This is a genomic window from Allobosea sp. 05T422_2 (genome assembly GCF_056396265.1).
The window spans coordinates 1-23,643 of sequence record NZ_JBFTLD010000094.1; the positions used below are offsets into that span (position 1 = coordinate 1).

A 23,643-nucleotide genomic window follows, 5' to 3' on the forward strand; every position below is an offset into this window, starting at 1 on the left:
CCAGCAGGCMCAGACATTGTGAGACGTCGTGCCACAGTTGCAGGACGGCCAACTGAACTGGATCGCCCGTTCAGAAGAATTAATCGAGGTGTAACGGGTTTAACGACTCAGTTGAAAACGATTATCTCTTGGTTGATCTGCCGGTTTCTTCCGTACTTCCGGTTGTTAGGGCTGGCTGTGGATGATCTCAACCGTGCCGCAATCGGTTTCCTTGACCTCCCGGCTATGACACTCCACGTACATCTCATGGATCGAGTCCTTCACTCTTCTCTTCGAGCGGGTGTGCCACATTACGGGGAACTGAACCCGACCCGGCTGCGTCGCGGCCCGGTCCGGGCGGAGGCTAGAGCTCCAGCGTACCGGGTTGCGCGGGTCTCATAGAGCGGCAAGCAATTCGGACAATTCCRTCATGACTGCCTGCAAAATGCTGGTGGCAACCATGATTTGCACATTGAAACGATCCGTCACCCTGCTTCCTGAAGGCGACTATGTGCGGCTGCAAGCGCTGGCGGAGTTGCTCGCCGAGCAAATGCATCCGCTCGCGTCGACCCTTGTCCGCAAGCTGAGCCGCGCCGAGTGGCGTGAGGCGGAAGCTATCMCGGAGCAAACGGTCTTGCTGGATGGGTTCGTCACCTATCGTATCGGGGACTCGAGGCAGCCCGAACGTCGGCTGTTGATCGATCCCGCAGACGGAATGTGGGCGCCCGCGGAGCTATCCGTGATCACGCCTCTCGGCATCACGTTGCTCGGTCTCTCGATGGGCGATCGAACCCCGGTGATCGGGGCGGACGTTCGCGCGCCGCCATGGGTCGAAGTCGTGGCGGTCGACCCTGCGACGACGTCGGGGATCGTCCGAGGGCTGTTTCCCTCGAACCCGCCTGCGATGCGCTCGTCGTTGGCGGATCGCCCCCGATGGCCTAAGAACGCACGACGCCTCCCAGGCAAAGGAGAATGATGGAACTCTCCCCGCTACTGCTGATCCTCATTCTGCCTTTCGTAGGCAGTCTGGCCGTGGTCCTCTCTCCGGTGGCCTCCCCCGAACCGGTGACCTGGATCACCGGTCTCGCCTTGCTGGCCTGCCTGGCCGTGACCGTGTCCCTCTACCCATCCGTGAGCGGCGGAGGAGGATGGATGGCTTCGCCTGGATCTTTGCGGTCCTCGTCAGCGGTATCGGCCTCCTGGTCGTAGGGGTCTTCCTCATGGCGCGGCTGTGGCCGGTGCTCTCCGGTACGCCAGAATGGTTCATGATCCTGGGCATTGCGGGAATGACGCCATTCGTGCTCGGCGCGCACCACGGCACGGCTCTCCTCCTCGCCCCAAGCCGAGCCCACCCCGGGCGTCTTTTCATGGGCCTAGACTTGGATGGAGGGATAGCGGGCACTGAGGCGGCTTATCGCCCAAGTAACTGCTTTTCGTTGCGGCGCTTCGCCCCCTAGGCACGTGTTGCGCCTGCCCCCTTCCCCAATCGCGCCTTGCGCTGCACCGGTCCGCGTCCCTCCGGTCAGAAGCCTGCCAGGGCCGGGCGGTTGACGGCGCGATATCGGCGTCGCCCCCAAGCCGCCTTGCGGGGGCCTGCGCAGGCAGGGGTTGCGGCGTGTTGACGCGTGGATTATCGACAACGTGACAATGCCGGCAACCATGTGATTTGACAATTCGCGCGCCGCGACTAAGTATTCACGTATAATGGCGCGCTTCTCTTACTTCCGTCGCGGCCTGCATCGGGCAGGCAAGCTGATCGCGGGCAACTAACCCCGGTTTCGTCGCTTCGCGCGCCTCGGGTTCGCAGCAAGCCACCGGCGCCATAGCCCGGAACCGCGCCGTTCGAACGCGCGGGCATTCCATCAACACGCGAAGCCTGCATGGCTCGCAGTCGTCCAGAACAGGATAATCGAAATGACCAGCCAGACTTCCGGCGGGGCCAAGCCCCGTATCACGCTGACCGCCGTCGATCATGAGAAGCTCACTCAGCTCGCCAACGCCGCGACCAACACCTTCCCCGATGTCGCAGCCGAGCTTTCGGACGAAGTGGCGCGCGCCCGCGTTCTCGCAAAGGGCAAGCAGCTTGCCGACACGGTGCGCATGGGCAGCGAGGTCGTGTACCATGACGAGGTGACGGGCAAGAAAACGACCGTGACCCTCGTMTTCCCGCCTGATGCCGATATCGCGCAGGGCAAGATCTCCATCCTGACGCCGATCGGCACGGCGCTGATCGGACTTTCCATCAGCCAGTCGATCAACTGGATCACGCGCGGMGGCGACGTGAAGCGCCTGACGGTTCAAGCCGTCCGCGATCCGGTGGAGCATGAGACGCCGCTGGCCTGAGCGCCGCGCCGCCTTGGAGAGCTGATTGCTGGAACTAGAGCGTCGGACGATTAATTGGACGCATATCCGGCGTGGCTGAAGAGGCTTCGGATTCTGCAGGGGTAACGGAGATCGCAGATGTCGCCGACGGCGCGCCCGAGCGCGTCGAATGTTCTTGCTGCGGCCTTTCGCTGATGGGCCTTGAGCTTGGCGAAGGCCATCTCGATCGGGTTGAGATCTGGGCTGTATGGCGGCAGGAAGAGGAGCCAGGCGCCCCTGTCGGCGAGGCACAGGGCCGCCCGCGCGCTTTTGTGGACGGCGAGATTGTCGAGGATGACGATGTCGCCCTTCGCCAGTGTGGGGGCGAGCTGGGTCTCGACATAGAGATCGAATGCGATCCGATCCATGGCCTTGTCGATGATCCATGGTGCGGTCAGGCGATGACAGCGCAGGCCTGCGATGAAGCTCTGGGTTCGCCAATACCCGAAAGGAGCAGACGCGCGCAGTCTCTCTCCGCACGGGCTGCGGCCGCGCAGCCTGACCATCTTGGTGTTGATCGAGGTCAAGACGAGCCGATCCCCCGCTCGCTCAGCCCTGCCGGAATGCGCGGGCAGGCCATAGCCGGCATCGGCCAGCGCGCAGCCAAACGCTCGCAGGCGGCGAGAACCCGGTCGGTCTCCTCGAGCCGATCTCCGGCTTGGTCCGATAGGTCCGGCGATCCTCGAGCATGTGGGATGCAGTGTCGACAAAGAGGATCTGAAAGCCCTCATTCTCCGGCCCGGCCTACAGGTCGAACCGGCCAACCGCTTCGGGCTGAAAAACTACTTGGAGGAGAGTGTATCTGGCCATTTGCCCGGCTTCGTCTGGCCACTCGATACTCTCTCCTTCGGTGAGTCCGAGCAGCGCACTGCCCGTAGGGGCGAGGACTGAGGCGCGGCCGAGCTGCATGTCGGCGTCTGCGGGGGGAACCAAGGTGACCGCGGCGACATGCGCCCGACTGCCTCGGCCCTGGGTGCGATAGGTCACATGGGAATTGATCGTGGCGACGTGCCGCGAGATATCGGAAGGCGCAACCGCGCGCGCTTCCGTCAGTGCCTTCGAGAGCAGCACGATCGCCGGCGTCGCCGCAGCAGGGCCCGCGAGCGTGGCGAGATGGATCATCTGGCGCAGCCGATCGCGATCGAGCGTCGTTACAGTGATCGAAGGCGCTTCAGTCATCGCAAAAATCCCGAGCGGTCGAGAGATCGGTAGCCTATACCTCCATCTCTGAATCAGTCAATATTTGTGCTATGAAGCAGTGCTACCGCTTTTGGCGCTAGATCAGGGAATAGCCTTTTTAATCTCTTTTTTCATCCGTATTCTATAAGCACGAATTCAAAAAATATAGGCTATTGATATTTCACACCATCCATCGTATGAAAGCAATATTGCCTGACGTAGGCTTCTTTTTCTGATTGGAGAGGATGACATGTTTCATCGCACCCTCTTCCAATTTGGGATGGTCGCAGCTCTGCTGAACGCCACCCAAAGGGAAGGTGTCTTTGCTGCGTGCGCCCTGGAAGTGCGCCTTGGGGCGATGCTCTCCGGGCTCCGGACGCCTCTCTCCCGCTTGTCGGCAATCGTTTTTACCCATCCGTTCCGAGTTGAGCGAAAAAGTCGCGGGAACAGCGCGAGAGCGCTGATCTCATGCGCGGGAACGATAGGTTCGCCCGCCGGATCATAATCGTCTCGGCTCATTGGGTCAGGCTTTTCCCCGCGGCTGCGGTTTCGCGTGCGCGTTCCGCCTCGTCTCCCACGCGGCCCCAGCTCGCATCCGCCGCCCAGCTGAATGCGTGAGCATTTGCGGGTCCCGGATGGCAACCACCTGCCCCTGAACGGTCCCCGCAGAGGCATGCGGCGGATAGGAAGGAACCATGCATCGATGATCCAGACACCGTATTATGTGATCGACAAGAACGCCCTGCTGCGCAACCTGGAGACGATCCAGCGAGTGCGCGAAGCTTCCGGCGCGAAGGTTCTGCTCGCGCTCAAATGCTTCGCCACGTGGTCGCTCTTCGATCTCATGCGCGATTACATGGACGGCACGACGTCTTCCTCGCTCTACGAGGTGAAGCTCGGCCGCAAAAAATTTGGCGGGGAGACGCATGCCTATAGCGTCGCCTTCAGCGATCACGAGATCGATGACATCGTGGCCCATGCCGACAAGATCATCTTCAACTCGATCGGCCAGCTAGAGCGCTTCGCCGATAGGACCGCGGGGCTGGAGCGTGGACTGCKGCTCAATCCGCAGATCAGTTCATCCGGTTTCGATCTCGCCGATCCCACCCGCCCGCATAGCCGACTGGGTGAGTGGGATGGAGACAAGGTTGCTGCGATCATCGGGCAAATTGACGGCTTCATGATCCATAACAATTGCGAGAATGCCGATTTCTCCCTGTTCGATCGAATGCTGACGCAGATCGAGGGCAGGTTCGGCCCCCTGATAGAGCAGTTGGCCTGGGTCAGCCTTGGCGGGGGCATCCATTTCTCTGGAGACGACTATCCGCTCGAAGCCTTCTGCGAGCGGTTGCTCGTCTTTTCGCAGCGCTACGGCGTGCAGGTCTATCTGGAGCCGGGCGAGGCCGCCGTGACGAAGAGCGCAACACTCGAGGTGACGGTCCTCGACACACTCAGCAATGGCAAGAACCTCGCCATCGTCGACAGCTCGATCGAGGCGCATATGCTCGACCTGCTGATCTACAGGCAAAGCGCCAAGATCACCCCGGACAGAGGTCCGCACAGCTACATGATCTGCGGGAAATCGTGCCTTGCGGGCGATATTTTCGGCGAGTTCCGCTTCGAGCGCGAGCTCAAGCCCGGAGACCGCATCTCGATCCAGGATGCGGCCGGCTACACCATGGTGAAGAAGAACTGGTTCAACGGCGTGCAGATGCCGTCGATCGCCGTGCGCGAGCGCGACGGCAGCCTGAAGCTCATCCGCGAATTCTCGTTCGAGGACTACCTGACGAGCCTGTCCTGAGGCTCGTCCCAACCAAGGAAAAGAAAGGGGCACCAGCCCAAATGAAAAAGAACGTTCTGATAATCGGTGCAGGTGGCGTGGCACATGTGGTCGCCCACAAATGCGCTCAGCACAACGATGTGCTCGGCGACATTCACATCGCTTCGCGAACCATCGGGAAATGCGAAGCGATCATTCGCTCCGTGCACGAGAAAGGAAGCCTGAAGACCGGAGGTCGGCTGGTCCCCCACGCGCTGGACGCGATGAATGTGGCGCGGACCGCCGAGCTGATCCGCAAGACCGACTGTCAGATCGTCATCAATGTCGGCTCGGCCTTCGTCAACATGTCGGTGCTGACCGCCTGCCTCGCCACGGGTACGGCCTATATCGACACGGCGATCCATGAGGATCCGCTGAAGGTCTGCGAGATGCCGCCATGGTACGGCAACTACGAATGGAAGCGCCGTGAGGATTGTCGAGGCGCACGCGTGACCGCCATTCTCGGCGCGGGCTTCGATCCCGGCGTGGTCAACGCCTATGCGGCGTTGGCGCGCGACGAGTATTTCGACAAGATCGAATCGATCGATATAGTCGACGTGAACGCTGGCGACCACGGCCGTTATTTTGCGACCAACTTCGATCCCGAAATCAACTTCCGCGAGTTTACGGGGCAGGTCTGGTCCTGGCAGAAGCGGCAATGGACCTCGAACCGCATGTTCGAGACGCGTAAGGAGTGGGACCTGCCCGTGGTCGGCAAGAGGACGACCTACCTGACCGGACATGATGAGGTGCATTCGCTGTCGCGGAACCTCGACGTGCCTAACATCCGGTTCTGGATGGGCTTCGGCGAGCGCTACATTACCGTATTCAATGTGTTGAAGAACCTCGGTTTGCTGTCGGAGCAGCCGGTCCGAACGGCCGAGGGCCAAGAGGTCGTTCCACTAAAGCTGCTGAAGGCCGTCCTGGCGGATCCCTCCTCGCTGGCCCCGGACTATGTCGGTAAGACCTGCATCGGAGACGTGGTAAAGGGCATCAAGGACGGCAAGGCGCGGGAAGTCTTCATCTACAATGTCGCCGATCACGCCGAAGCCTATGAAGAGGTCGGCAGCCAGGCGATCTCCTACACCGCTGGCGTGCCGGCGGCTGCCGCCGCGATCCTGATCGCCCGTGGCGATTGGGACATCGGGACGATGGCGAATGTCGAAGAGCTGCCGCCACGCCCGTTCCTTGGCCTTCTCGATCGGATGGGGCTGTCCACCCGGATCAAGGATGTATTCGGCGACAGGCTGCTGAATTTTGACGTACCGAAGCGCGGTACAAGGGAAATGGCCCGGGTCGAGGCTGCTCCTGCCGATTGAACGCGCAGGCGTTCAGCGGCGGCGATCAACGGAACGGGGAAGCGGTCGATCTCGCGCTTTCCCGTTCCGGCCGGTCGTGCCACCGCCGAGATCGCGGCTCAGCTTCTGCCGATCGCGGCACGGCCTGAGGCAGTTCCGAGGGCGCCACCGGGCGCGTCCTCGATGCAACGGTTCAGCCTTGGAACCGGCGTGAAACACGACGGGCAATGGATGGCAGCCAACGGAATTCTCTGATGGCAGCGGTCGCAGGTGACGCTTCCGCACCGGACGGACACGGCTACAACTCCCCAAGCAGCGAACTCTGTTCGCGCGATGCCACAACGATTTCTGTTTGTGCGGGAGACCCGAAACGGGACGATACGCTGACCTTATTCAGGTMGTCGTATTCCTGTTCCGGGTAAAGCCATGCGTATTCTGGAACAACACCTCTCAATCTGCAGAATATGCAGGAATAAAATTCAGATAGATTGTGATCGCGGCATATTTAAGAGGGGTAGATAAAAATTTTCCCTGAATTTGACTTTCTGTCGGCAACGTCCGATGGTCTCCCTATGTCGAGGAGCAAACTCTCCGCCGGGGTTTTCTGTACCCCCTCTCAGCACGCACGCCCCTAGCCCTGGTTCGATGCGCTGGCCTTGGGCCATCGCGCGATCGGGCCAGGGAAAACCGTCGAGCCCGCATTCGGTCCCGCCACGGGGGATGCGCGGCATGTCGAATGATTTCTCCGTCAACACGCCATTCAGGGCACCGCGGCTTCGCCGCGCCCCAAGGCACAGCTGTGCGCCGGATGAACTGGATGGCTCCTGGTCCGAAGGATCTGTCAAAATGACCAAGCAGAAGCGCAACGGAAACCGAGAGGCAAAGAAGCCAAAAAAGCCGAAACCTCTGAAGCAAGCCGCGACATCTATTGCCGACCTCGCAAAACAGTCGGTTGGCAAGAAGTAGGCGGGAAACGAGGGTTTCACTTGAAACTCGCATGATGAGCACGAGGCGCGGGTCGGTCATGGGTTCATGGCCGGCCCGCGCCGTCTCAAGGCTGCGCTTGCGGTCAGGCCATGTATCTCTCAGTTGCCGACCGGCGCGCGGCCGGCGAGGCTATCCGTGGACAGGAGCCCGTACAGGTCTCGGGTGCTCAGAGCCTGTTTGATATTTCATACAGCCCTCATCCTGAGGAGCCATTCCGGCAGGGATGGCGTCTCGAAGGATGCTTCCGGAGGCGCCGGAGATCACTGGAGCATCCTTCGAGACACTGTTGCGCAGTTCCTCAGGATGAGGGATGCCCTTCTCAAGCCGGCTCTTGAGCCGCATCGGTGATGCCGCCGTGTAAGACATCGATCTCGACAAGAGCATCGCCCACCTTGTCGTCGTGGAGGAGCACCGCCAGATCGAGGGAGATCACTCGTTCGGCCAGTCCTGGTACGAGCGCAGGATAAGGCTCACGCTTCACACGTTTGAGCGCCGTCTGCTCATCCCCGGGGAGATCGTCCCAACAGCCGCTATTACAGCCACTCTCGCGCCGCGGCGATAATCAGCCACAGCGCCGGCACAGGATTGCCCGGCGGCGGTCTGTCATTGTAATTCATCAGCTCGGATGCCCCCGGAGTTCATGGAACGGCATCCGTTCCGACGATGCCACCTTCATTTTCCAAGATGCCGATCCGCTTGACCTCGGAGCGGTTGAGTTTCAGCCGCACACCGACACCTCCGCCGTTCTCGTCGATAAAGGCGGCGCCGGCATTCTCGAGCGCTGTTTGGAGCGTTCTGCGGACGTCGTCGTCGGGGACGCTGATCCTGCGTTCGAATTCCTCGATGACTACGGAATCCACGTTCGAATTGGTGGCGAGCTTTTCGCGGGTCCATTCAATCAGCGCGCGGGCTGCGCGGCACTGCCCACCAGTGATCATCGTGAATCTCCCTTTGCCGAAACGATCGCTACTGACTATGAAGCCAAAGCGCCGCCGAACTCCACAAAAGCCGGCCGCAACGGCTCAGAGTCTAGCAGCGCACACGAAACCCAAAAAGTGAAGAGCAATGTCGTGCTGTGGTATGCAGTATCGCAATGTAATAAGATTACGCAGAATTGACAATAATTTATCCCATCCGATTTTGAAGTAATAGCGAAATACATTGCAGATATATCGAAAAGCCGAATGCGGAGTGCCGCCGCTTGTATCGAAGTGTAGCGAAGCCGTTTGACGATATTGTGCGATGGGCCCTCGTGGAAGGCTCCACAGTCATGACAGGCTCACTGGCCGACGGCGCTGGCGAAATTTTCCATGGTTCGAGCCTCAGGCACCGCAGACCCGATCGGGTTGCACCGGCCGGCCTCGAATCGACTGACGACAGCCCCGGCTCATCCGCCGCCAAGGATAGCGGCAAGATCGAGCCGAGCCTGCGTGGGAGCGGCGCCGCGATCAGCGCTTTATCGATGCATATGTGCAGCGCCGCGCCATCTGGCCTGAACAGAACGCCCGTATCTGTCCGCCTATAGGCCGGACTCGCGATCTCAGCACGAGCATTATCCGGCCGTGGCGTCGCCCGTCATCGCACCGGATTGACCATCGGAGTCCTTCGCTGCCTGCGCCCCGTCGCCTTCTGCCCCGCCGGCGAGCAGCCGGAGCCTGGTGAGCGGAAGCGGTAGGGCGCGAGCCCGCAAAGCTGCATCGATCTCGGACAAGACCGCATCGCGGCAATCGACGTCATCGGCGAAGGTCGGCACCCAGAAGCGGACATGATAGCGGATGCMCTCCGCATCGTAGGATAAAACCCTGACGTCCGGGCGCGGCGACGAGACGATGATCGACGGTTTGGCCGCGGCCTCGGCCAGAAGGGCCTTGGCATCCGCGACCGAGATTTCGTGATCGAGCACCACCTGCACCTTGGCGCGATATTTTCGCCTCGGGGCACTTTAGTTGATCAGCGTCTGGCGCGCGATCTTGCTATTAGGGAGGATCATATAGGTGTCGTCCCGCGTCAGCAGCCGAGTCGTGCGCCACCCGATCTCGATCACCCTTCCTCTCGTGGCGTCGTCGATCGCGACCCAGTCGCCGATCCGGTAAGGCGCCTCGATGCCGACCGCGATGCCGGAGAAGACATCCGCCAGCGCATTGCGGAGAGCGAAGCCCAGGAGTGCGATCACGAGCCCGGAGCCGGCAAGCGCTCCACTCAGCGATTGCCCGATCACCAGCATCAGTGCAGCGACACCAGCTGCGATGAAGAGCCCCGCGGTCACGAGCTCGACCAGAAGCTTCGGGACCTGGCGCTTCCTGGGTCCGCTGCGCTCAAGCGCCAGACCAGCCAGGCGTCCACCAAGCCAGGCAGCCGAAAAATAGCTCGCGCTGCCGGACAGGATCCGGATTGTCCTGGCCTCGATGCCCAGTTGGAACGCATCGAGCGCCGGCTGATGCAGCACATACAAGGCGATACTCGCCATAGCGCTGAGCAGCGGCCAGATCGTGCGCTGATAGGCGTGCGTCTGACTCATGACTCGCCCGTCCAATGGCGCTTCGATGCTTGCGCGCCCGGGATGCTGAACAACCAATCCGCCCCACTCGGTGGCTTGCCATGTGTGGCGGCCTGGAGTGGCCAGAGGCAATATACGCAGCATAGCGCTGCTTGGGGCGCCCGCCACTCAAAATGGCCGCAGCGCAGTATTTGGAATCCATTCGTCATTCGTCATATCWCCACGCGCGCAAGATCATCGCGCGCTCACACAGAAAGCTGGCTTGGGAAGGAAAATTTGGAGCGTGGGCTTGTTCGAAATCTAGATTTTTATATATCTTTTAGTTCAAGCAATGAGATCGAAAATAAGTCCTGCAAAGATTGAAAATCAAATTTATGAATATTGTTTGTTTAGTATACCAATCTGTCGAATTTAAGATTACCATATTTTTACTCGTATATTATTCACTTTATTTTTCCATAATTGAAATATACGACCTCTACCACCATGGGATATTATCAGTTTTCAGCGAAGAATTTCTCCGCGATCCATTGCCTCGCATACTGGGAKCCCGGGTTTGACGCGCGACAGCTATTGCTCCACCGCACGGTAGGGCCGGGACCACAGGCGCRCTCCAACTGCTTTCCCCCGAATCCGGATGGCTACTGGACTCCTGGCCAGCGGCAGGCACGGCCGTTTCATCACGCTCGAGACGATCCGATCCGGCATTGAGCCCAAGGATGGCGTCGCTCCCCGACATCTACATCACGCATGACGACCTCGGGATTTTGTCCGGCCTCGTTCAGACTGTCCTGCATGAAGGTCGCGTCGTCGCCGCTTCCCGGCTGATGGACGAGTTGTACCGAGCCCGGATCGTCAGCCCCGCCGAGCTCCCCGCAAACTGCCTGACTCTCTACGCGCCAGGCCGATATCTCAAGGAGCGCAGCGGCGCCGTCAGAGACGTCACCCTCATCCCCGGGCGAAGCATCACCTCACGCGGCATCATCTCGGTCCTGACCGTCGTCGGAACACATCTTCTTGGCCTCACGGCCGGGCAAAGCATGAGCTGGACGGATCCCGCGGGCCGCGTGCGCACCATCCGGCTCCTTGCGGCCACGGCCCGCCAACCGCGAGCTGTGTGACCGGCGGCAGAGCCGGGCCGGCAAGCCCGACCTGAACAGGCAGCGGGGCGCTCGCGACGGCGTCGAGAGAAAGTCGATGAGGTCGTCGCTGCTTGCGTCGACTCGCGGCCCTCCGCGAGCCGGTCACCACCGCCTGCTCGCGGCCCGAATGAGGGCAGGCATACGAACGCCTCACCCTAGGGGCGGGCTTCGCCCGATCGTGTCGAGGAAGTCGGTGTTGCTGCGGCTGGATAAGGATCGGCCGAGGCGCCATCGAGCATCCGGACGATCCCCAGAACGGATCGCGCGTTCCATAGCCATGACGAGGCAGCTCCTGAGGCGCATATAACATTTTTATTGCATTCAACGATCCATTAAATTGGTTTGAATGCCTTGTCATTGTGCGCAAGATGGGCAGACGGCTGGGTAGCCATTGCACCTGCCTGCCAGTTTGACAGACCAATTCCGGCATATGCCGGCGCCAGCCCTTTGGATGGGGATGGTATGAGCACGCACCCTGCCGATTTAGCTCCAGATCACACGCCCCTCCAAAATCGACGAGTTCCTCCTGGCAAAAGTGCTGAGGCAGGAACAGCGTCAAGACTTCCATGTCCTCAGCTTGGCCTTGCATGGCGAGGGAACGGTAGCCGAGATTCCAGTCCGGCATCGGCGGCACAGATCTCGACCTCACTTATGCGTCGTGCTCGCSCATCCCGGCTCACCTGATCCCAACTCGATTTTCCCTCAGCAGGGGCGAACCGCGGTCGAAATGTTCTTTACGAAAGCCCTTCCGCGCGCTGCTACCTGAAGATCAGTTCGACGCGTGGTGCACTCGGTTCTCTAAGGCGGAAGCGTCCGCGCAGTTCAAGCTCGAATTTTCCTCCTGGGAATTCGGTGACGTCGTGCTTACCCGGACACTTTATGGCGAGGCATCCTCCTCCCGATATCATTTCGTTCCCGACCGGACTTGCTTTCGTATTGAGTCTGCAATGGGATCGGGTCAGCTTCCGGACAGGAGTTTGGCGCTAGCGACGAACGCCAACCCTGTTGACACCGCCGTTGCGATTTCCGGGCCGAGGCGCGGTGACGGCGCCGACGCCGACTGGCCGAGCGACGAGACGAACGCCGGGCCGCGCGACGCATCCGGCGGGATAACCGATATAGGCGCAATAAACGACGGCATTTGCGACTTCCGTTGTCGCGGCAAGCCCGGTGAAGGCGATTCCGGCCGTCGCCATAACGAATACCGCAAGTTTAATCTTTGCCATGTCAGGTCCTCAGGACTTGGAAGATAACAAGCTGATTAATCCTGCCACTATCGAAGCGGTGCGAAAATTGTACCTGAGGACATCACGTATCGCAGGACAAGCAGATGCGCGAGGCCGGAACATGTCTAGAACATCTGGGTGGGACGGAAAGTCAAAAGCGGGACGTAGTACAAGGTGAGCGCATAAATCTGGTAATTTTTGGTGATTTAGCGCTCCTGTTTCATAAAAACACGAAGAGTGACCGGAGCAGATAGCACTATACGCGGCAGCAGGTGGCATCGAAATCCCGTGAACATCAGAATTTGTCTTGTGATGACTGCTTCCATCTGAGCATCAGGCCTCTGACGGTTTTGGCGGGGAGAGGATGAACTCACTGAAGCGCCATGGACATCAAAGCGCGTTTCTGATGTCCCGGCCCCCAGCTCGTTGTGGAAGTCGCAGACCCCTCGCCCGGGCAAGCAGCCCCTCTGACCGGGGACAGTAAATCCGCTACTGCTCCTTCTTGAACAGGTCCTGGAAGATCAACTCGCCCCAAGTGCGGCCGCGTGCGTGTACCAGCGCGCCACCCTCGTTGAGCTTTCCCAGCTTGACGGGTGCGAACCCTAGTTGTTTGGCGAAATCCGCCACGAGAGTGATCGCGTCCTCGTCGTCGCTCGACAGAAAGACGACCCGGTGCCCGCCCTCGACGATCGGATCGGCAGCCAGGGTGGCCGCAATCAGGTGATTGAAACCCTTCACGAACTTGGCGCCGGTGAACGCCTTCGCGACGAAGGCGGAGGACGGGAGACCGTCCAGCTCCTCAGGGACTGGCAACGTGTTCATCGCGTCGATGACCGTCTTGCCTTTCCAGCTCGGCAGGGCCTTCGCAACCTCGCGATGTTCCCCGAACGGGACCGCCAAGATGATTGTGTCGGCCTCGAGTGCTTCCCGCAGCGACTTGGCGACGACCGTGGGTCCAATCGCCCGAGCCTGCGGCGCCAACGCCTCGGGCGGCCGGCGGCTCGCGACGGTCACGTCGATGTTTTTACGGGCGAAGGCGTGGGCRAGGGCCTGGCCTATCTTACCGAATCCTACAATCGCATAGCTCATAATACTTCTCCGATCCGTGTTGATAATGAATCCCCGGGCTTCAACGGCGCTGGGTATTCGTTCCGCTGTGTGGCGACCTTCGCGTAGACGTCCTGCCGTGAACGACTTCCGTGCGGCCGGACTGACCGTCCAGCGCGGAAATCGTTCCACCATGGACACGCTGGTTGCCGCCCGTCAGCCGCTTCCCGCGATCCGGCGCGAATTCAGATGGCCGAGAAGCCGCCGTCGACAGACAACTCCACCCCATTCACGAAGCTCGAATCGTCTGAAGCAAGAAACAGCGCCACCGCCGCAATTTCCTCGGGACGACCCATCTTTCCCCGCGGGATCAGGGATTCGAACATCTTCCTCGCCTCCTCGGTGAGGACTTGGTCCTGCATCGGTGTGGCGATCGGCCCCGGGTGCAGCACGTTCACCCGGATATTCCTGCCCTTCAGTTCGTTGAGCCACCCACGTGCGAATGCGTGCAACGCCGCCTTGCTCGCCGCATACACGGTGTAACCAGGAAAACCTTTCACCGAAGCAACTGATCCGGTCATGAAGATCGATCCGCCATCGTTGAACAGCGGCAGCGCTTTTTGCACGGTGAACAGCGTGCCGCGCGTATTCAGGCCGAAGGTCGCATCGAAATGCTGCTCGGTAATCTCGCCCAGTGGGACGGCTTCGCCCGTGCCGGCGCTCGCATACAGGACGTCGATCTTGCCCTTTTCCCGCTTGACTGTATCGAACAGGCGGTCGAGGTCGTCGAGATTGGCCGCGTCGCCGCGCACGCCGGTCACGTTCCGGCCGATCAGCCTGACGGCCTCATCGAGCGCTTCCTGCCGACGGCCTGTGATGAAAACATAGGCCCCTTCTTCAACGAACCGCTTGGCGCTCGCCAGCGCCATGCCGCTCGAYCCACCCGTGATGACTGCAACCTTACCYTCAAGCTTTCCCATGACTTCTCTCTTCAGGCTCCGTGTTTGGTTGTTCGGGGAGGCCCCCGAGAACCTCAACATGGGTCCAACTGAGTCCGACGTTGAGTGCGGAAACGCGCAGATCGGTGGTGCGAAATCGATCCGGCTGGACGACTGACGCCAGCCGCGCAGATCGGTGTCCGCCGTTGGGAACTGGGCCGCGCTCGTCGATTTAAGCTATGACGGTCGCCCGTACTGCTGTTCGATGTGTTAGATACGGGCTTTGGAAGGCGCACTCTGCGGTGCGGGATTGCACCATGATCGACTGGGATGACGTTCGCTACTTTCTTGCCGTCGCGCGCGGAGGCTCAGTGCGGGCTGCCGCCAAGCGCCTCGGGGTGAATCACTCGACCGTGCTGCGACGCATCGCCCAGCTCGAGGAACGCCTCGGGGCGCACATGTTCGAAAAGCTRCCTTCGGGCTACCGCCTGACGGCTGCGGGGGAGGAGGTCCTCGAACTCGCGAACCAGATGGAAGCGTCGTCGCACCAACTGGAGACGCGCGTCTTCGGTCGCGACCAGAGCGCGCGCGGGCTTTTGCGGGTGACGCTTCCACCGTTCCTCGCCACACACCTGCTCATGCCGGATCTGGCCGATTTCGCGCGTATGCATCCAGACATCGAGATGGAAATCTCGTCGTCCGGCGAGCTGGCAAATCTGACCAACCGAGAGGCCGACGTCGCGATCCGCATCGTCTCCGACCGCAAGACACTGCCGCTCAATCTTCACGGCCTGATGGGACCGGAGCTGTTGAGCGGCGTCTACATGTCTCGCGATCGACTAGCCGCGTGGCGTGCGGGCGCGCCTGATCCGATGCGGTGGATCGTCATAGACAGTCATGGATTCCCGGTCTGGGCGCGCGAGKGAGAGGTTCACACCACGGGAGTTCCGTTCAGAACCCCGGACGCCGAGACGCAGATCGTAGCGGCGCAGCAAGGGATCGGGATGACGAAACTGCCGTGCTTCGTCGGAGATGCCGACGCTCTATTGGTGAGGGTGCCGGGCATCGACCTGCCCATGCATGGGACGCTCTGGCTTCTCACGCAGGGGGAAACACGCAAGACGAAGCGCGTGCGGCTCTTCACCGAGTTCGTATCCCGCAGGCTCGCCGCGTACGCTCCGCTTCTCGCGGGGCTGTCCATATCGCGCGACTGACGCCCGGCAGGTCGCCGGCGACGCTTGCAGTGGACAAGTGCCGGCAAGCGGACATCCCCAGCGTCCGACTTGGGCGAGAGCGGAACTCTGGCCAACACACTCGTAGCGTCTGCTTTTGGGCAATGTGGCAATTTCCGCAAATGGCGCTCGGCCGCCGATATCGTTCGATGATGCGCTACGGAGTGGCCTAAGGTTGTCCGCAACTTTGGCTCAAGCCATCAGTCTGGTCACTGCCGCCTCCCAGCCATCTAATCCGCCCGCTCGACCCGCATCGAGATAGAGCCGGGTCGGTCGAAGATCGAAGCCCCGCCCTTCACTTCGCCGAGGATGACGATACCGGGCTGAGGGACTTGGCCATCACGATAGTAGACGACGAAGTGGTCCGGGCCCCAAAGCCCGATCGTCCCGCTCTTGAAGGCGCGCTGCCGCGCTGCGGCGGGCAGACCCGACGGCAAGCTTCCCGTTTTTTCCTGACGAAGGTGGTCCGTCATCGGAATGGTCAGGGGCAGCATGCCAAGCAGCGCTTTGGTCGCGGCGTTATCGGCGAGCTCCGCCGTAACGGAACCCCACTCCGACGAGATCTTGATGCGTTCCTGAGCCATTGCTGTTCCGATCGTTGCGAGGAGTATGGCGCCGGCGATCCGAGTGGCTTTGAGCAGCATTGTCCGATCCTCCGTAGTGATGTCGTTCACCGAGCTCCCGCCGGTCCAGCGGCGGGAGCTCGGCCTGCGAGCCTTTGGCCGCCCACCGAGGGCGGCGGCCCCATCGCTTCGTGTCCGGTCGAGATTAGGCGACGAGATGCCGGCCGAAGAAGCTGGCCAGCTTGTCGAACGGGATCACGTCGACCTTGTCGTAGAGATCGACGTGGCTGGCTCCCGGAATGATCATCAGTTCCTTCGGCTCCGCGGCCGCCGCATAGGCGGTTTCGCTGAAGTAGCGCGAATGGGCTTTCTCGCCGTGGATCAGCAGAACCGGGCGCGGCGAGATCTCCTTGATGTAGGTCAGGAGCGGCATGTTCATGAACGAGAGCGACGTCGTCCGGGTCCAGGAATTGCCCGAGTTGACCGCGCGCGGATGGTAGCCGCGCGGCGTCCGGTAATAGTCGTGGTAGTCGACCAGGAACTGCGCCTCGCCGCCTTTCAGATCATTGTAGGGAGGCTGGTAAGCCGGGGTTCCGTTCGCGGCGTCTTCCCAGCGCTGCCGGCTCATCTGCTCCAGCATCTGCGTGCGCTGTTCGAGCGTCACGCTGTCGTTGTAGCCCTTCGACATGACGCGGGTCATGTCATACATCGTGCTGGCGACGACGGCCTTGACCCGCTTGTCCACGGCGACGGCGTTCAAGGCCATGCCGCCCCAGCCACAGATGCCGATGACGCCGATCCGCTCGCGGTCGACGGAGGGGTGCAGGCCGAGATAATCGATCGCCGCGCTGAAATCCTCGGTGTTGATATCCGGCGAGGCGACGTTACGGGGCTCGCCACCGCTTTCACCCGTGAAGGACGCGTCGAAGGCCAGCGTGACGAATCCGCGCTCCGCCATCGTCTGCGCGTAGAGGCCAGACGACTGTTCCTTCACCGCTCCGAACGGCCCGCCAATGGCCAGCGCCGCCAGCCGCCGATCGCCTTGGCCCTTGGGCAAATAGAGATCGCCCGCCAGGGTGATGCCGTATCGGTTCTTGAAGGTGACCTTCCGATGATCGACCTTCTCGCTCTTCGGGAAAGTCTTGTCCCAGTCCGCTGTCATGCCTTGAGCCTTTGCTTTGGAGAGGTTGAAGAGTGATGCGGCTGCCAAGGCGGCGACGCCCGCACAGGTCAGCTTCATCAAGTCGCGACGGTCCAGTCGTGCGGACGACGCTGTGATCGTGTTGGAGGTGTCCATCGTTATCTCCCCGTTCTCTGTGGCTATTCGGGCTTCAGCAGACGTTTTCCGTTGCCGATCAGCGCGATGCCGATGGCGGCCAGGGCGACGCTCCCCAGGAAGGTCGCGAAGATCGACAGGCCATCGAGCAGCATCCCGCCGACCACGGCCCCGAGCAGGATCGAGGCTTGGATCGCGGCCACCATCAGGCTTCCGGCGGCCTCCGGCGCATCGTCGACGTTCTGCGACATCCAGGTCATCCAGATCACCGACATGGCGGTGTTCATCGCACCCCAGAGAGCCAGGAAGAGGCCCACTGCAGCGACCGAGCCGCCGAGCAGCAGGAGACCAATCGTGCAGCCGCCCATCAGCAGCGCGGGCAGCTTCAGGAGAGGAGCGACGCTGCCATGCAGGAAGCGGCCGGAGCCCCAGGTTCCAAGGAAGCCAGCGCAGCCGAGCACCAGCAGCAGGATCGACAGCGTCGTCACGTCGGCTCCCGTCACCTGTTCGAGGAACGGGCGCAGGTAGGTGAACATCGTGAAGGCCGAGCCCCAGGACAGCATCGACGCGATCAGGCCGCGCAGGAAATACGGGCGCTTCAGCAGGCCGAACGTGGTCCGGAAATCCTGCGGCTGGCGCGCGGGCAGCGACGGCAGGGCGATCACATGCCAGACGAGGTTGACGGCGACGATCGGCGTCAGCGCCCAGAACACCGCGCGCCAGCCGAACAGACCGCCGAGATAGCTGCCGACGGGCGCGGCGAAGGCTGCCGCGATCGCTTGCCCGCCATACATCAGGGCCAGCGCGCGAGGCACCTCGCTCTCGGGAACCAGGCGCATGATCACGGCCGTCGCGAGCGCCCAGAAGCCACCGATGCAGATCCCGAGCAGGGCGCGACCGAGCATCAGCACCGCGAAGTTCGGGGCGGCCGCGACCAGGACCAGCGAGACCAGCATGAAGGCCGTCATCGCGACCAGGACCCATTTCCGGTTCAGCGTCCCGGCGGCCGTGGTGATGACCATGCTCGCCGCCACCGCGAAGAGACCGCTGATCGAGATCGCTTGACCCGTCTGGCCCTCGGTCGCGCGCAACCCCTCGGCCATCGGCGTCAGCAGGCTGACCGGCATGAACTCGGAAGCGATCAGCATCGCCACGCAAAGCGCCATCGAGAGGACGGCGCCCCAGGCGGCGGTCGGCTTGGTTCCTTCCTCCGATACGGCGGTAGCCGCCATGTTGGGTCGCTCCTGCATCTGTTGATGCGGTGCAAAATAGTGGTTCAGGCTCGGAACGATTACCCGCCGAAATTGGAATGCACTGATCGATGTGATCGATTAATCTCGGCAGGCAGACACCGAGGGTTCTCATGGACAAGACCGATCTCAACCAGCTCCGGTGGTTTCAGATCGTCGCCGAGGAGCACAGCTTCACCCGGGCGGCGGCGAAGATCGGCGTCGCGCAATCGACTCTCAGCTACGCGATCAAGCAGCTCGAAGATCGCATGGGCGTTCGCCTTCTGACCCGGACCACGCGCAATGTCGCGACCACGACCGCGGGCGAGCGCCTGCTCCAGACGATCACGCCGCGGATCGCGGAGATCGAGGACGAGATCGCGGCGCTGACGGCGTTGCGCGACAAGCCGTCGGGCTCGGTCAGGCTGACACTATCCGACCATGCGCTTGAAAGCGTGGTCTGGCCGAAGCTCAGGCCGGTCCTGCGGGATTATCCCGACATCAATGTCGAACTGATCCTCGACAGCACCTTCCGCAACATCGTCGAGGAGGGTTTCGACGCAGGGGTCCGTCTGGGTGAGAGCGTCGAGATGGACATGATCGCGGTCCGCATCGGCCCGGACTGGCGGCTGGTAGCGGTCGCTTCGCCCGGATATCTCGCTGCGCACGGAGTACCGGACCATCCTCAGGACCTAGTCGGGCATGTCTGCATCAACATGCGCCACGAAACAGCCGGCGGGCTTTATGCTTGGGAGTTCGAAAAAGCCGGAAAGGAATTGCGTGTCCGGGTGAGCGGCCAGCTCACCTTCAACAACTCCTACGCCATGATCGATGCGGCGGTGAACGGCTATGGCATCGCCTACGTCCCCGACGACATAGTGGAGCGGCAGATCGCGTCGGGCGAACTGGTCCTGGTGCTGGACGACTGGTCGCCCTTTTTCGACGGCTATTTCCTTTACTATCCCAGCCGCCGCCAGAACCTTCCCGCCTTCAAGGTCGTTGTCGACGCTTTGCGCTACGGAAGCCAGGCAGGATCAGGACGGTCTTCTGGCCTGGGCTGAAAGTCCGCTTTCCGGCAGGCCTCGAATGTCCGGAGTTGGCGCTACGCCGCCTCAAGGCTTCCACCCGTGGCTTACGACTGGGTTGGGTGGCTAGCTGAAGTTCGCCAGGTCGGCTCCCCAGGGCGGGATGGGCCAAAAGCCGACATTGCGCCGCTTTCTTCGATCACCCCGTCCGCGCGGGCGAGGAGCATTGGCGGTATTGTGAGGCCGCATACACGCCTTGACGGTCCTCAAAGATTGGTGGTGAGGTCGAACCTAGTCTGCTTCTCGACGCCAGCCAGGGCCGGGCAACACGGAATTAATCAAGCGCGTTGTCGAACCATCCGCACGGCGAAGATCAGGATAACTGCCCCAATGAAGCCCGCGATCAAATAACCGACCCAACCGGGACCGAATTTGATACCCATAAGGCCGAACAGCCAACTAGCAGCAGCGGCCCCTACGATTCCCAGGACGATGTTCATCACAAGTCCCATGTCGCTCTTCATAAACTGCTCGGCGAGCCAGCCAGCAATTCCGCCGACAACGATGGCGGCGATCCAACCGATTTCCATACGCGACCTCCCCAGCAATGCAGCCAATAGTAACCGTGTACTTTGAGGCGTTACGGCAAAAAGGGCCCTCAGCAAGGCCCGTTCGGATGGGATCTCTGAAAGGATAGAACGAGCCGAGCCGGACGGCAATGCGCGGCGGCTGGCTGGGGCGCGATGTGCACGGGGGCCGTGCTTGGCGCAGCACCCTTGAGCCTTATCGAAGTCCGCTTTGGGCCGATTGTGTTGAAGAAGTCGGCGCTGGGTAGRCTATCGATYGAGGCTGGGTGGCTTTGTGAGAGAGGCCTTCGCCCTCATGCCGCCMGTGGCGGCGCTCCYACCGGCATCAGCTTCGCCATTTTCCTGAGGTTMTGGGCAGTGGCTGCGAGGAGGAACTCATCGCGGGCACCGCATGGTCCTCGCAGTCTCAAGCGGTCGAGTTTGAGGATGCGCTTCAGGTGCGCGAACAGCATCTCGACCTTCTTCCGTTCGCGTCGCGAGGTGACGTAGGCATCGGTGGCAGCGATGTCGCGCGCCATGTCGCGGGCGCCCTCGTGGATGGAGCGCAGAAGCTTGCGGGCAGGTTCTTTCGGACAGCAGCGCGGCTTCAGGGAACAGGCATCGCAGTCGCGCTTGACGGCTCTGTAGCGCATGAGGCCTTCACGATCGATGCCGTCGCGCGGCACCGCGAAGGGGCGGCGAAACTGCCGAAGCTCCTTGCCGCCCGGGCAGATGTAGAGATCGCGATCATGATCATAGGCGAAGTCGGATCGGCTGAAGGTGCCGTCCCGACGCTGGGATTTGTCGAACACGGGAACATGYGGCTCGATCCCGCGCTCGTGCACCAGCCAGGCGAGATTGTCGGCTGAGCCATAGGCTGCGTCCGCGACCAGCTTCTCGGGCCAGGTGCCGARCCTGTCCTGGGTGCGCTCGATCATGGTCCGCGCGGCGCCGACCTCGGCCTGCCGCACAGCCGTGGTCGCCTCCACATCCATGATGACGGCGTGCTTCAGGTCGATCAGATAGTTKGTCGCATAGGCGAAGAAGGCTTGCCCGCCATGGGCAGCCGTCCAGCGTGCGGCAGGGTCAGCTGGCGAGAGGAACTTGGGCACGACCGGCGTCGCCGCGCCGAAGGCCGCWTCGTCCAACACACGGCCAGATACTCGCGCACCGCATGGTTGGCGGCCTCRGGCGCCAGCCCATCCTTGCCGGGCACGCCGTTSTGGCGATTGGCATCGGCCTTGATCAGGCTGGCGTCGACCGCAAATCCCTCGCCACCGACCAGCCCTTCCGCCATGCAGCGTCGAACCGTCGTCTCGAAGACCTCGCGCAGCAGATCGCTGTCGCGGAAGCGACCGTGCCGGTTCTTCGAGAAGGTGGAATGGTCGGGCACATCCCCCTCCAGGCCAAGCCGGCAGAGATGGAGTAGGCGGGCGGTCGCGCCAGGCTGGTCGAACGGAAGATCGAAGCCGAACCAGCGGTCATCGCGGATCTGCTGACGAGGTTCGGTCATCCCTTCAAGCGCGTCGGCCTGKAAGCGGGTCCAACATCATCCTGGCTTTACAGCGCGCTGCGAGAGGCCGGGTATCCCGCGATCTGCCTCGGGTGCCGCCATGTGAAGGCTGGCCTCAGTGCGATGCGGAACAAGACCGACCGCAACGATGCGCGCGGCATCGCCCATCTTCTTCGCCTTGGATGGTTCAGGCAGGTCCACATCAAAAGCGACGAAGCGCAGCAAGTGCGTATGGCACTCGTCAGCCGTCAGCAGCTCTTGAATAAGACGCACGATATCGAGAACGCTATGCGTGGTTCGCTGAAGGTGTTTGGGCTTAGGATCGGGATCGTCACGCGGAGCGCCTTCGAGGTCCGAGTCCTGGAGCTCGTCGCGGATCATCCAATCCTGCTCGCGATCACCGAGCCGATGCTGCGCGTTCGTCGAGCGATGATCGAGGCTTTCGAGGTGCTGGACCGTATGTGCCGGCAGTTGGCGCGACGCGATCCTGTTTGCCGCCGGCTGATGACCATACCTGGCGTCGGAGTGGTCGTGGCGCTGACCTATCGCACGGGCGTCGACGTCCCCGAACGCTTCTCGCGATCGAGAGATGTCGGCGCGCATTTCGGCCTGACGCCGAGACGCTACAGCTCCGGACAGACCGACTTCGATGGTCGCATTAGCCGCTGCGGCGACGAGATGGTCCGCACCGCATTGTACCAGGCATCCCACGTCCTCTTCCACCACGGTCCCTGGTCCTCTCTGAGGTCGTGGGCCATGCGGCTGGCGAAGCGCGGCAGCGTGAAGGTCGCGAAGGTTGCTCTCGCACGCCGGCTCGCGGTCATCACGCACCGCATGTGGACCGAGGGCACTGAGTTCCGTTGGTCAGCGACGCCCGGATCGGTCGCCGCTTAGCCGCGTCGCGGGAACTCCATTTAGCGATCGACTTGCATAGTTCCGTCGCCGCGGCGGAAAAGAGCGCCCGGGAGGGTGCGAGGGTCGGACGAGCACGCATCGCTGGTTGCGATGGCACGGCATTCGCCGGTCTAATCGCGAGGCAGAGCTAGGCCGTTCGATCCTTCTCAACCCATCCTGTCCGCCGACGCAGCCAGCGTCGAGCACGCAAAGTAGCCTGAACTCGTCCGGGCGCTCCCGATCCGCATCGGCACGCAAAACGGAGTTGACACATGCCCGCCTAAAGAAACCAGCGATAGGCGAGGTTCAGATGGACTTCGTCGCAAAGCCTGCGCTCGGAGCGGATGCCGAAGCAGTAGCCGACGATCAGCATCCGGATCATCAGCTCGGGATCGATCGAGGGCCGGCCGGTGTCGCTGTAGTAGGGACGTAGATGCGCACGGATGCCGGACAGATCGACGAAGCGGTCGATCGAGCGCAGCAGGTGGTTGGCCGGGACATGCCGCTCAAGGCTGAACTCGTAGATTAGTGCCTCCTGCGCAACCGTCCGCTCGCCCATCATCGCGCCGCCCTCCGCCCAAGGACGACTGAATCAGAACCTCAGGCTCGCAGCAACACCGACTTCTTCAACAAAATCGGCCATCTTTCACCGTCTGGCAGTTTGCCGCGAACGTCTCACTTGGGTCGAGAGCGGTGATCAGGGGTTCGCTCGAAATCTGACATTGGCGAGCTTGCCGCAAAGCGGACGTCGCCATGGTCTGAGAAAGGTGGAGAGCCGAAGTTGGCTGTCTGCCCAGAACCGGACATTCGTGCCTTGGGGCGCGTCTCCTACTGGTTGTGTGTGGTCCTTCGAATTTTGCGCTCTGTAGGCC

At 61.7% G+C, this 23,643-nt stretch carries 21 protein-coding genes and 3 pseudogenes; 10 read left to right on the top strand and 14 right to left on the bottom strand.

The genetic code is table 11. The features are described 5' to 3' along the window. The first annotated feature begins 409 nt into the window (after positions 1–409). The 3 genes from AC1DJT_RS17430 (at position 410) to rnk (ending at position 2,322) form a co-directional block, all read left to right on the top strand. Positions 410–955: a GreA/GreB family elongation factor gene (locus tag AC1DJT_RS17430; RefSeq protein WP_476834527.1), complete on the top strand. Its 546-nt coding sequence runs from the start codon at positions 410–412 to the stop codon at positions 953–955. Positions 956–1,127: 172 nt separating this feature from the next. Then, complete coding sequence (locus AC1DJT_RS17435) at positions 1,128–1,436, top strand: hypothetical protein (RefSeq protein WP_476769690.1); 309 nt, start codon at positions 1,128–1,130, stop codon at positions 1,434–1,436. Positions 1,437–1,893: 457 nt separating this feature from the next. After that, positions 1,894–2,322, top strand: coding sequence for a nucleoside diphosphate kinase regulator (rnk, locus tag AC1DJT_RS17440; RefSeq protein ID WP_476834528.1), 429 nt, complete (start codon positions 1,894–1,896; stop codon positions 2,320–2,322). Between the two features lie 50 nt (positions 2,323–2,372). Here rnk and AC1DJT_RS17445 read toward each other — a convergent pair. Both AC1DJT_RS17445 and AC1DJT_RS17450 read right to left on the bottom strand, forming a co-directional pair. Beyond that, positions 2,373–2,864: pseudogene (locus AC1DJT_RS17445) on the bottom strand (transposase); the annotation flags it as partial. Between the two features lie 220 nt (positions 2,865–3,084). Next, the gene (locus AC1DJT_RS17450) at positions 3,085–3,519 is read right to left on the bottom strand and encodes a GreA/GreB family elongation factor (protein ID WP_476769688.1); all 435 of its coding nucleotides are present in this window, start codon (positions 3,517–3,519) and stop codon (positions 3,085–3,087) included. 703 nt (positions 3,520–4,222) lie between these two features. On the opposite strand from AC1DJT_RS17450, the gene AC1DJT_RS17455 reads away from it, so the two are divergent. The 3 genes from AC1DJT_RS17455 to AC1DJT_RS17465 all read left to right on the top strand — a co-directional run bounded on the left by AC1DJT_RS17455 (position 4,223) and on the right by AC1DJT_RS17465 (position 7,602). Continuing rightward, positions 4,223–5,320 carry a carboxynorspermidine decarboxylase gene (locus AC1DJT_RS17455; RefSeq protein ID WP_476834529.1) on the top strand — a complete coding sequence of 366 codons (1,098 nt, stop codon included), beginning with the start codon at positions 4,223–4,225 and terminating at the stop codon, positions 5,318–5,320. A 41-nt stretch (positions 5,321–5,361) separates the two neighbouring features. Then, the gene (locus AC1DJT_RS17460) at positions 5,362–6,657 is read left to right on the top strand and encodes a saccharopine dehydrogenase family protein (protein WP_476769686.1); all 1,296 of its coding nucleotides are present in this window, start codon (positions 5,362–5,364) and stop codon (positions 6,655–6,657) included. A gap of 708 nt (positions 6,658–7,365) precedes the next feature. Next, positions 7,366–7,602 carry a hypothetical protein gene (locus tag AC1DJT_RS17465; RefSeq protein WP_476769685.1) on the top strand — a complete coding sequence of 79 codons (237 nt, stop codon included), beginning with the start codon at positions 7,366–7,368 and terminating at the stop codon, positions 7,600–7,602. A gap of 340 nt (positions 7,603–7,942) precedes the next feature. Here AC1DJT_RS17465 and AC1DJT_RS17470 read toward each other — a convergent pair whose 3' ends face one another. From AC1DJT_RS17470 to AC1DJT_RS17485, 4 genes are all read right to left on the bottom strand, one after another. Next, a complete protein-coding gene (locus tag AC1DJT_RS17470; protein WP_476834530.1) occupies positions 7,943–8,104 on the bottom strand; it encodes a hypothetical protein in 162 nt (53 codons plus the stop codon). A gap of 157 nt (positions 8,105–8,261) precedes the next feature. Next, positions 8,262–8,561 (bottom strand): helix-turn-helix domain-containing protein, encoded by a 300-nt coding sequence (locus AC1DJT_RS17475; RefSeq protein WP_476769684.1) that lies wholly within the window; start codon positions 8,559–8,561, stop codon positions 8,262–8,264. 614 nt (positions 8,562–9,175) lie between these two features. Then, complete coding sequence (locus AC1DJT_RS17480) at positions 9,176–9,526, bottom strand: hypothetical protein (RefSeq protein ID WP_476834531.1); 351 nt, start codon at positions 9,524–9,526, stop codon at positions 9,176–9,178. A 39-nt stretch (positions 9,527–9,565) separates the two neighbouring features. Beyond that, entirely contained in the window at positions 9,566–10,141 is a 576-nt protein-coding gene (locus AC1DJT_RS17485; protein WP_476834532.1) for a mechanosensitive ion channel family protein, read from the bottom strand. 698 nt (positions 10,142–10,839) lie between these two features. Between AC1DJT_RS17485 and AC1DJT_RS17490 the strand changes: the two genes are divergently transcribed. After that, positions 10,840–11,241: a GreA/GreB family elongation factor gene (locus tag AC1DJT_RS17490; protein WP_476770470.1), complete on the top strand. Its 402-nt coding sequence runs from the start codon at positions 10,840–10,842 to the stop codon at positions 11,239–11,241. 1,736 nt (positions 11,242–12,977) lie between these two features. Here AC1DJT_RS17490 and AC1DJT_RS17495 read toward each other — a convergent pair. Next, on the bottom strand, positions 12,978–13,577 hold the full coding sequence (locus tag AC1DJT_RS17495) for an NADPH-dependent F420 reductase (protein ID WP_476770468.1): 600 nt from the start codon (positions 13,575–13,577) through the stop codon (positions 12,978–12,980). A 203-nt stretch (positions 13,578–13,780) separates the two neighbouring features. After that, a complete protein-coding gene (locus tag AC1DJT_RS17500; protein WP_476770467.1) occupies positions 13,781–14,515 on the bottom strand; it encodes an SDR family NAD(P)-dependent oxidoreductase in 735 nt (244 codons plus the stop codon). A 275-nt stretch (positions 14,516–14,790) separates the two neighbouring features. Between AC1DJT_RS17500 and AC1DJT_RS17505 the strand changes: the two genes are divergently transcribed. Beyond that, on the top strand, positions 14,791–15,687 hold the full coding sequence (locus AC1DJT_RS17505) for a LysR family transcriptional regulator (protein WP_476834533.1): 897 nt from the start codon (positions 14,791–14,793) through the stop codon (positions 15,685–15,687). Positions 15,688–15,935: 248 nt separating this feature from the next. Here the strand turns inward: AC1DJT_RS17505 and AC1DJT_RS17510 are convergent, their stop codons facing one another. The 3 genes from AC1DJT_RS17510 to AC1DJT_RS17520 all read right to left on the bottom strand — a co-directional run bounded on the left by AC1DJT_RS17510 (position 15,936) and on the right by AC1DJT_RS17520 (position 18,776). Continuing rightward, positions 15,936–16,349, bottom strand: a complete 414-nt coding sequence (locus tag AC1DJT_RS17510) for a cyclophilin-like fold protein (RefSeq protein ID WP_476770465.1) — start codon at positions 16,347–16,349, stop codon at positions 15,936–15,938. Positions 16,350–16,473: 124 nt separating this feature from the next. Beyond that, the gene (locus AC1DJT_RS17515; RefSeq protein WP_476770464.1) at positions 16,474–17,565 is read right to left on the bottom strand and encodes an alpha/beta hydrolase; all 1,092 of its coding nucleotides are present in this window, start codon (positions 17,563–17,565) and stop codon (positions 16,474–16,476) included. A 23-nt stretch (positions 17,566–17,588) separates the two neighbouring features. Then, the gene (locus tag AC1DJT_RS17520) at positions 17,589–18,776 is read right to left on the bottom strand and encodes an MFS transporter (RefSeq protein ID WP_476770463.1); all 1,188 of its coding nucleotides are present in this window, start codon (positions 18,774–18,776) and stop codon (positions 17,589–17,591) included. Positions 18,777–18,907: 131 nt separating this feature from the next. Here AC1DJT_RS17520 and AC1DJT_RS17525 point away from each other — a divergent pair, with 131 nt between their 5' ends. Continuing rightward, positions 18,908–19,834: a LysR family transcriptional regulator gene (locus tag AC1DJT_RS17525; RefSeq protein ID WP_476770462.1), complete on the top strand. Its 927-nt coding sequence runs from the start codon at positions 18,908–18,910 to the stop codon at positions 19,832–19,834. A gap of 302 nt (positions 19,835–20,136) precedes the next feature. Here the strand turns inward: AC1DJT_RS17525 and AC1DJT_RS17530 are convergent, their stop codons facing one another. Continuing rightward, a complete protein-coding gene (locus AC1DJT_RS17530; protein ID WP_476770461.1) occupies positions 20,137–20,388 on the bottom strand; it encodes a GlsB/YeaQ/YmgE family stress response membrane protein in 252 nt (83 codons plus the stop codon). A gap of 290 nt (positions 20,389–20,678) precedes the next feature. Then, positions 20,679–21,781 (bottom strand): annotated as a pseudogene (locus tag AC1DJT_RS17535) (transposase); the annotation flags it as partial. A 78-nt stretch (positions 21,782–21,859) separates the two neighbouring features. Between AC1DJT_RS17535 and AC1DJT_RS17540 the strand changes: the two are divergent. After that, positions 21,860–22,771, top strand: coding sequence for an IS110 family RNA-guided transposase (locus AC1DJT_RS17540; protein WP_476834534.1), 912 nt, complete (start codon positions 21,860–21,862; stop codon positions 22,769–22,771). 286 nt (positions 22,772–23,057) lie between these two features. Here the strand turns inward: AC1DJT_RS17540 and AC1DJT_RS17545 are convergent. Next, positions 23,058–23,333, bottom strand: a pseudogene (locus AC1DJT_RS17545) (transposase); the annotation flags it as partial. Positions 23,334–23,643: the final 310 nt, after the last annotated feature.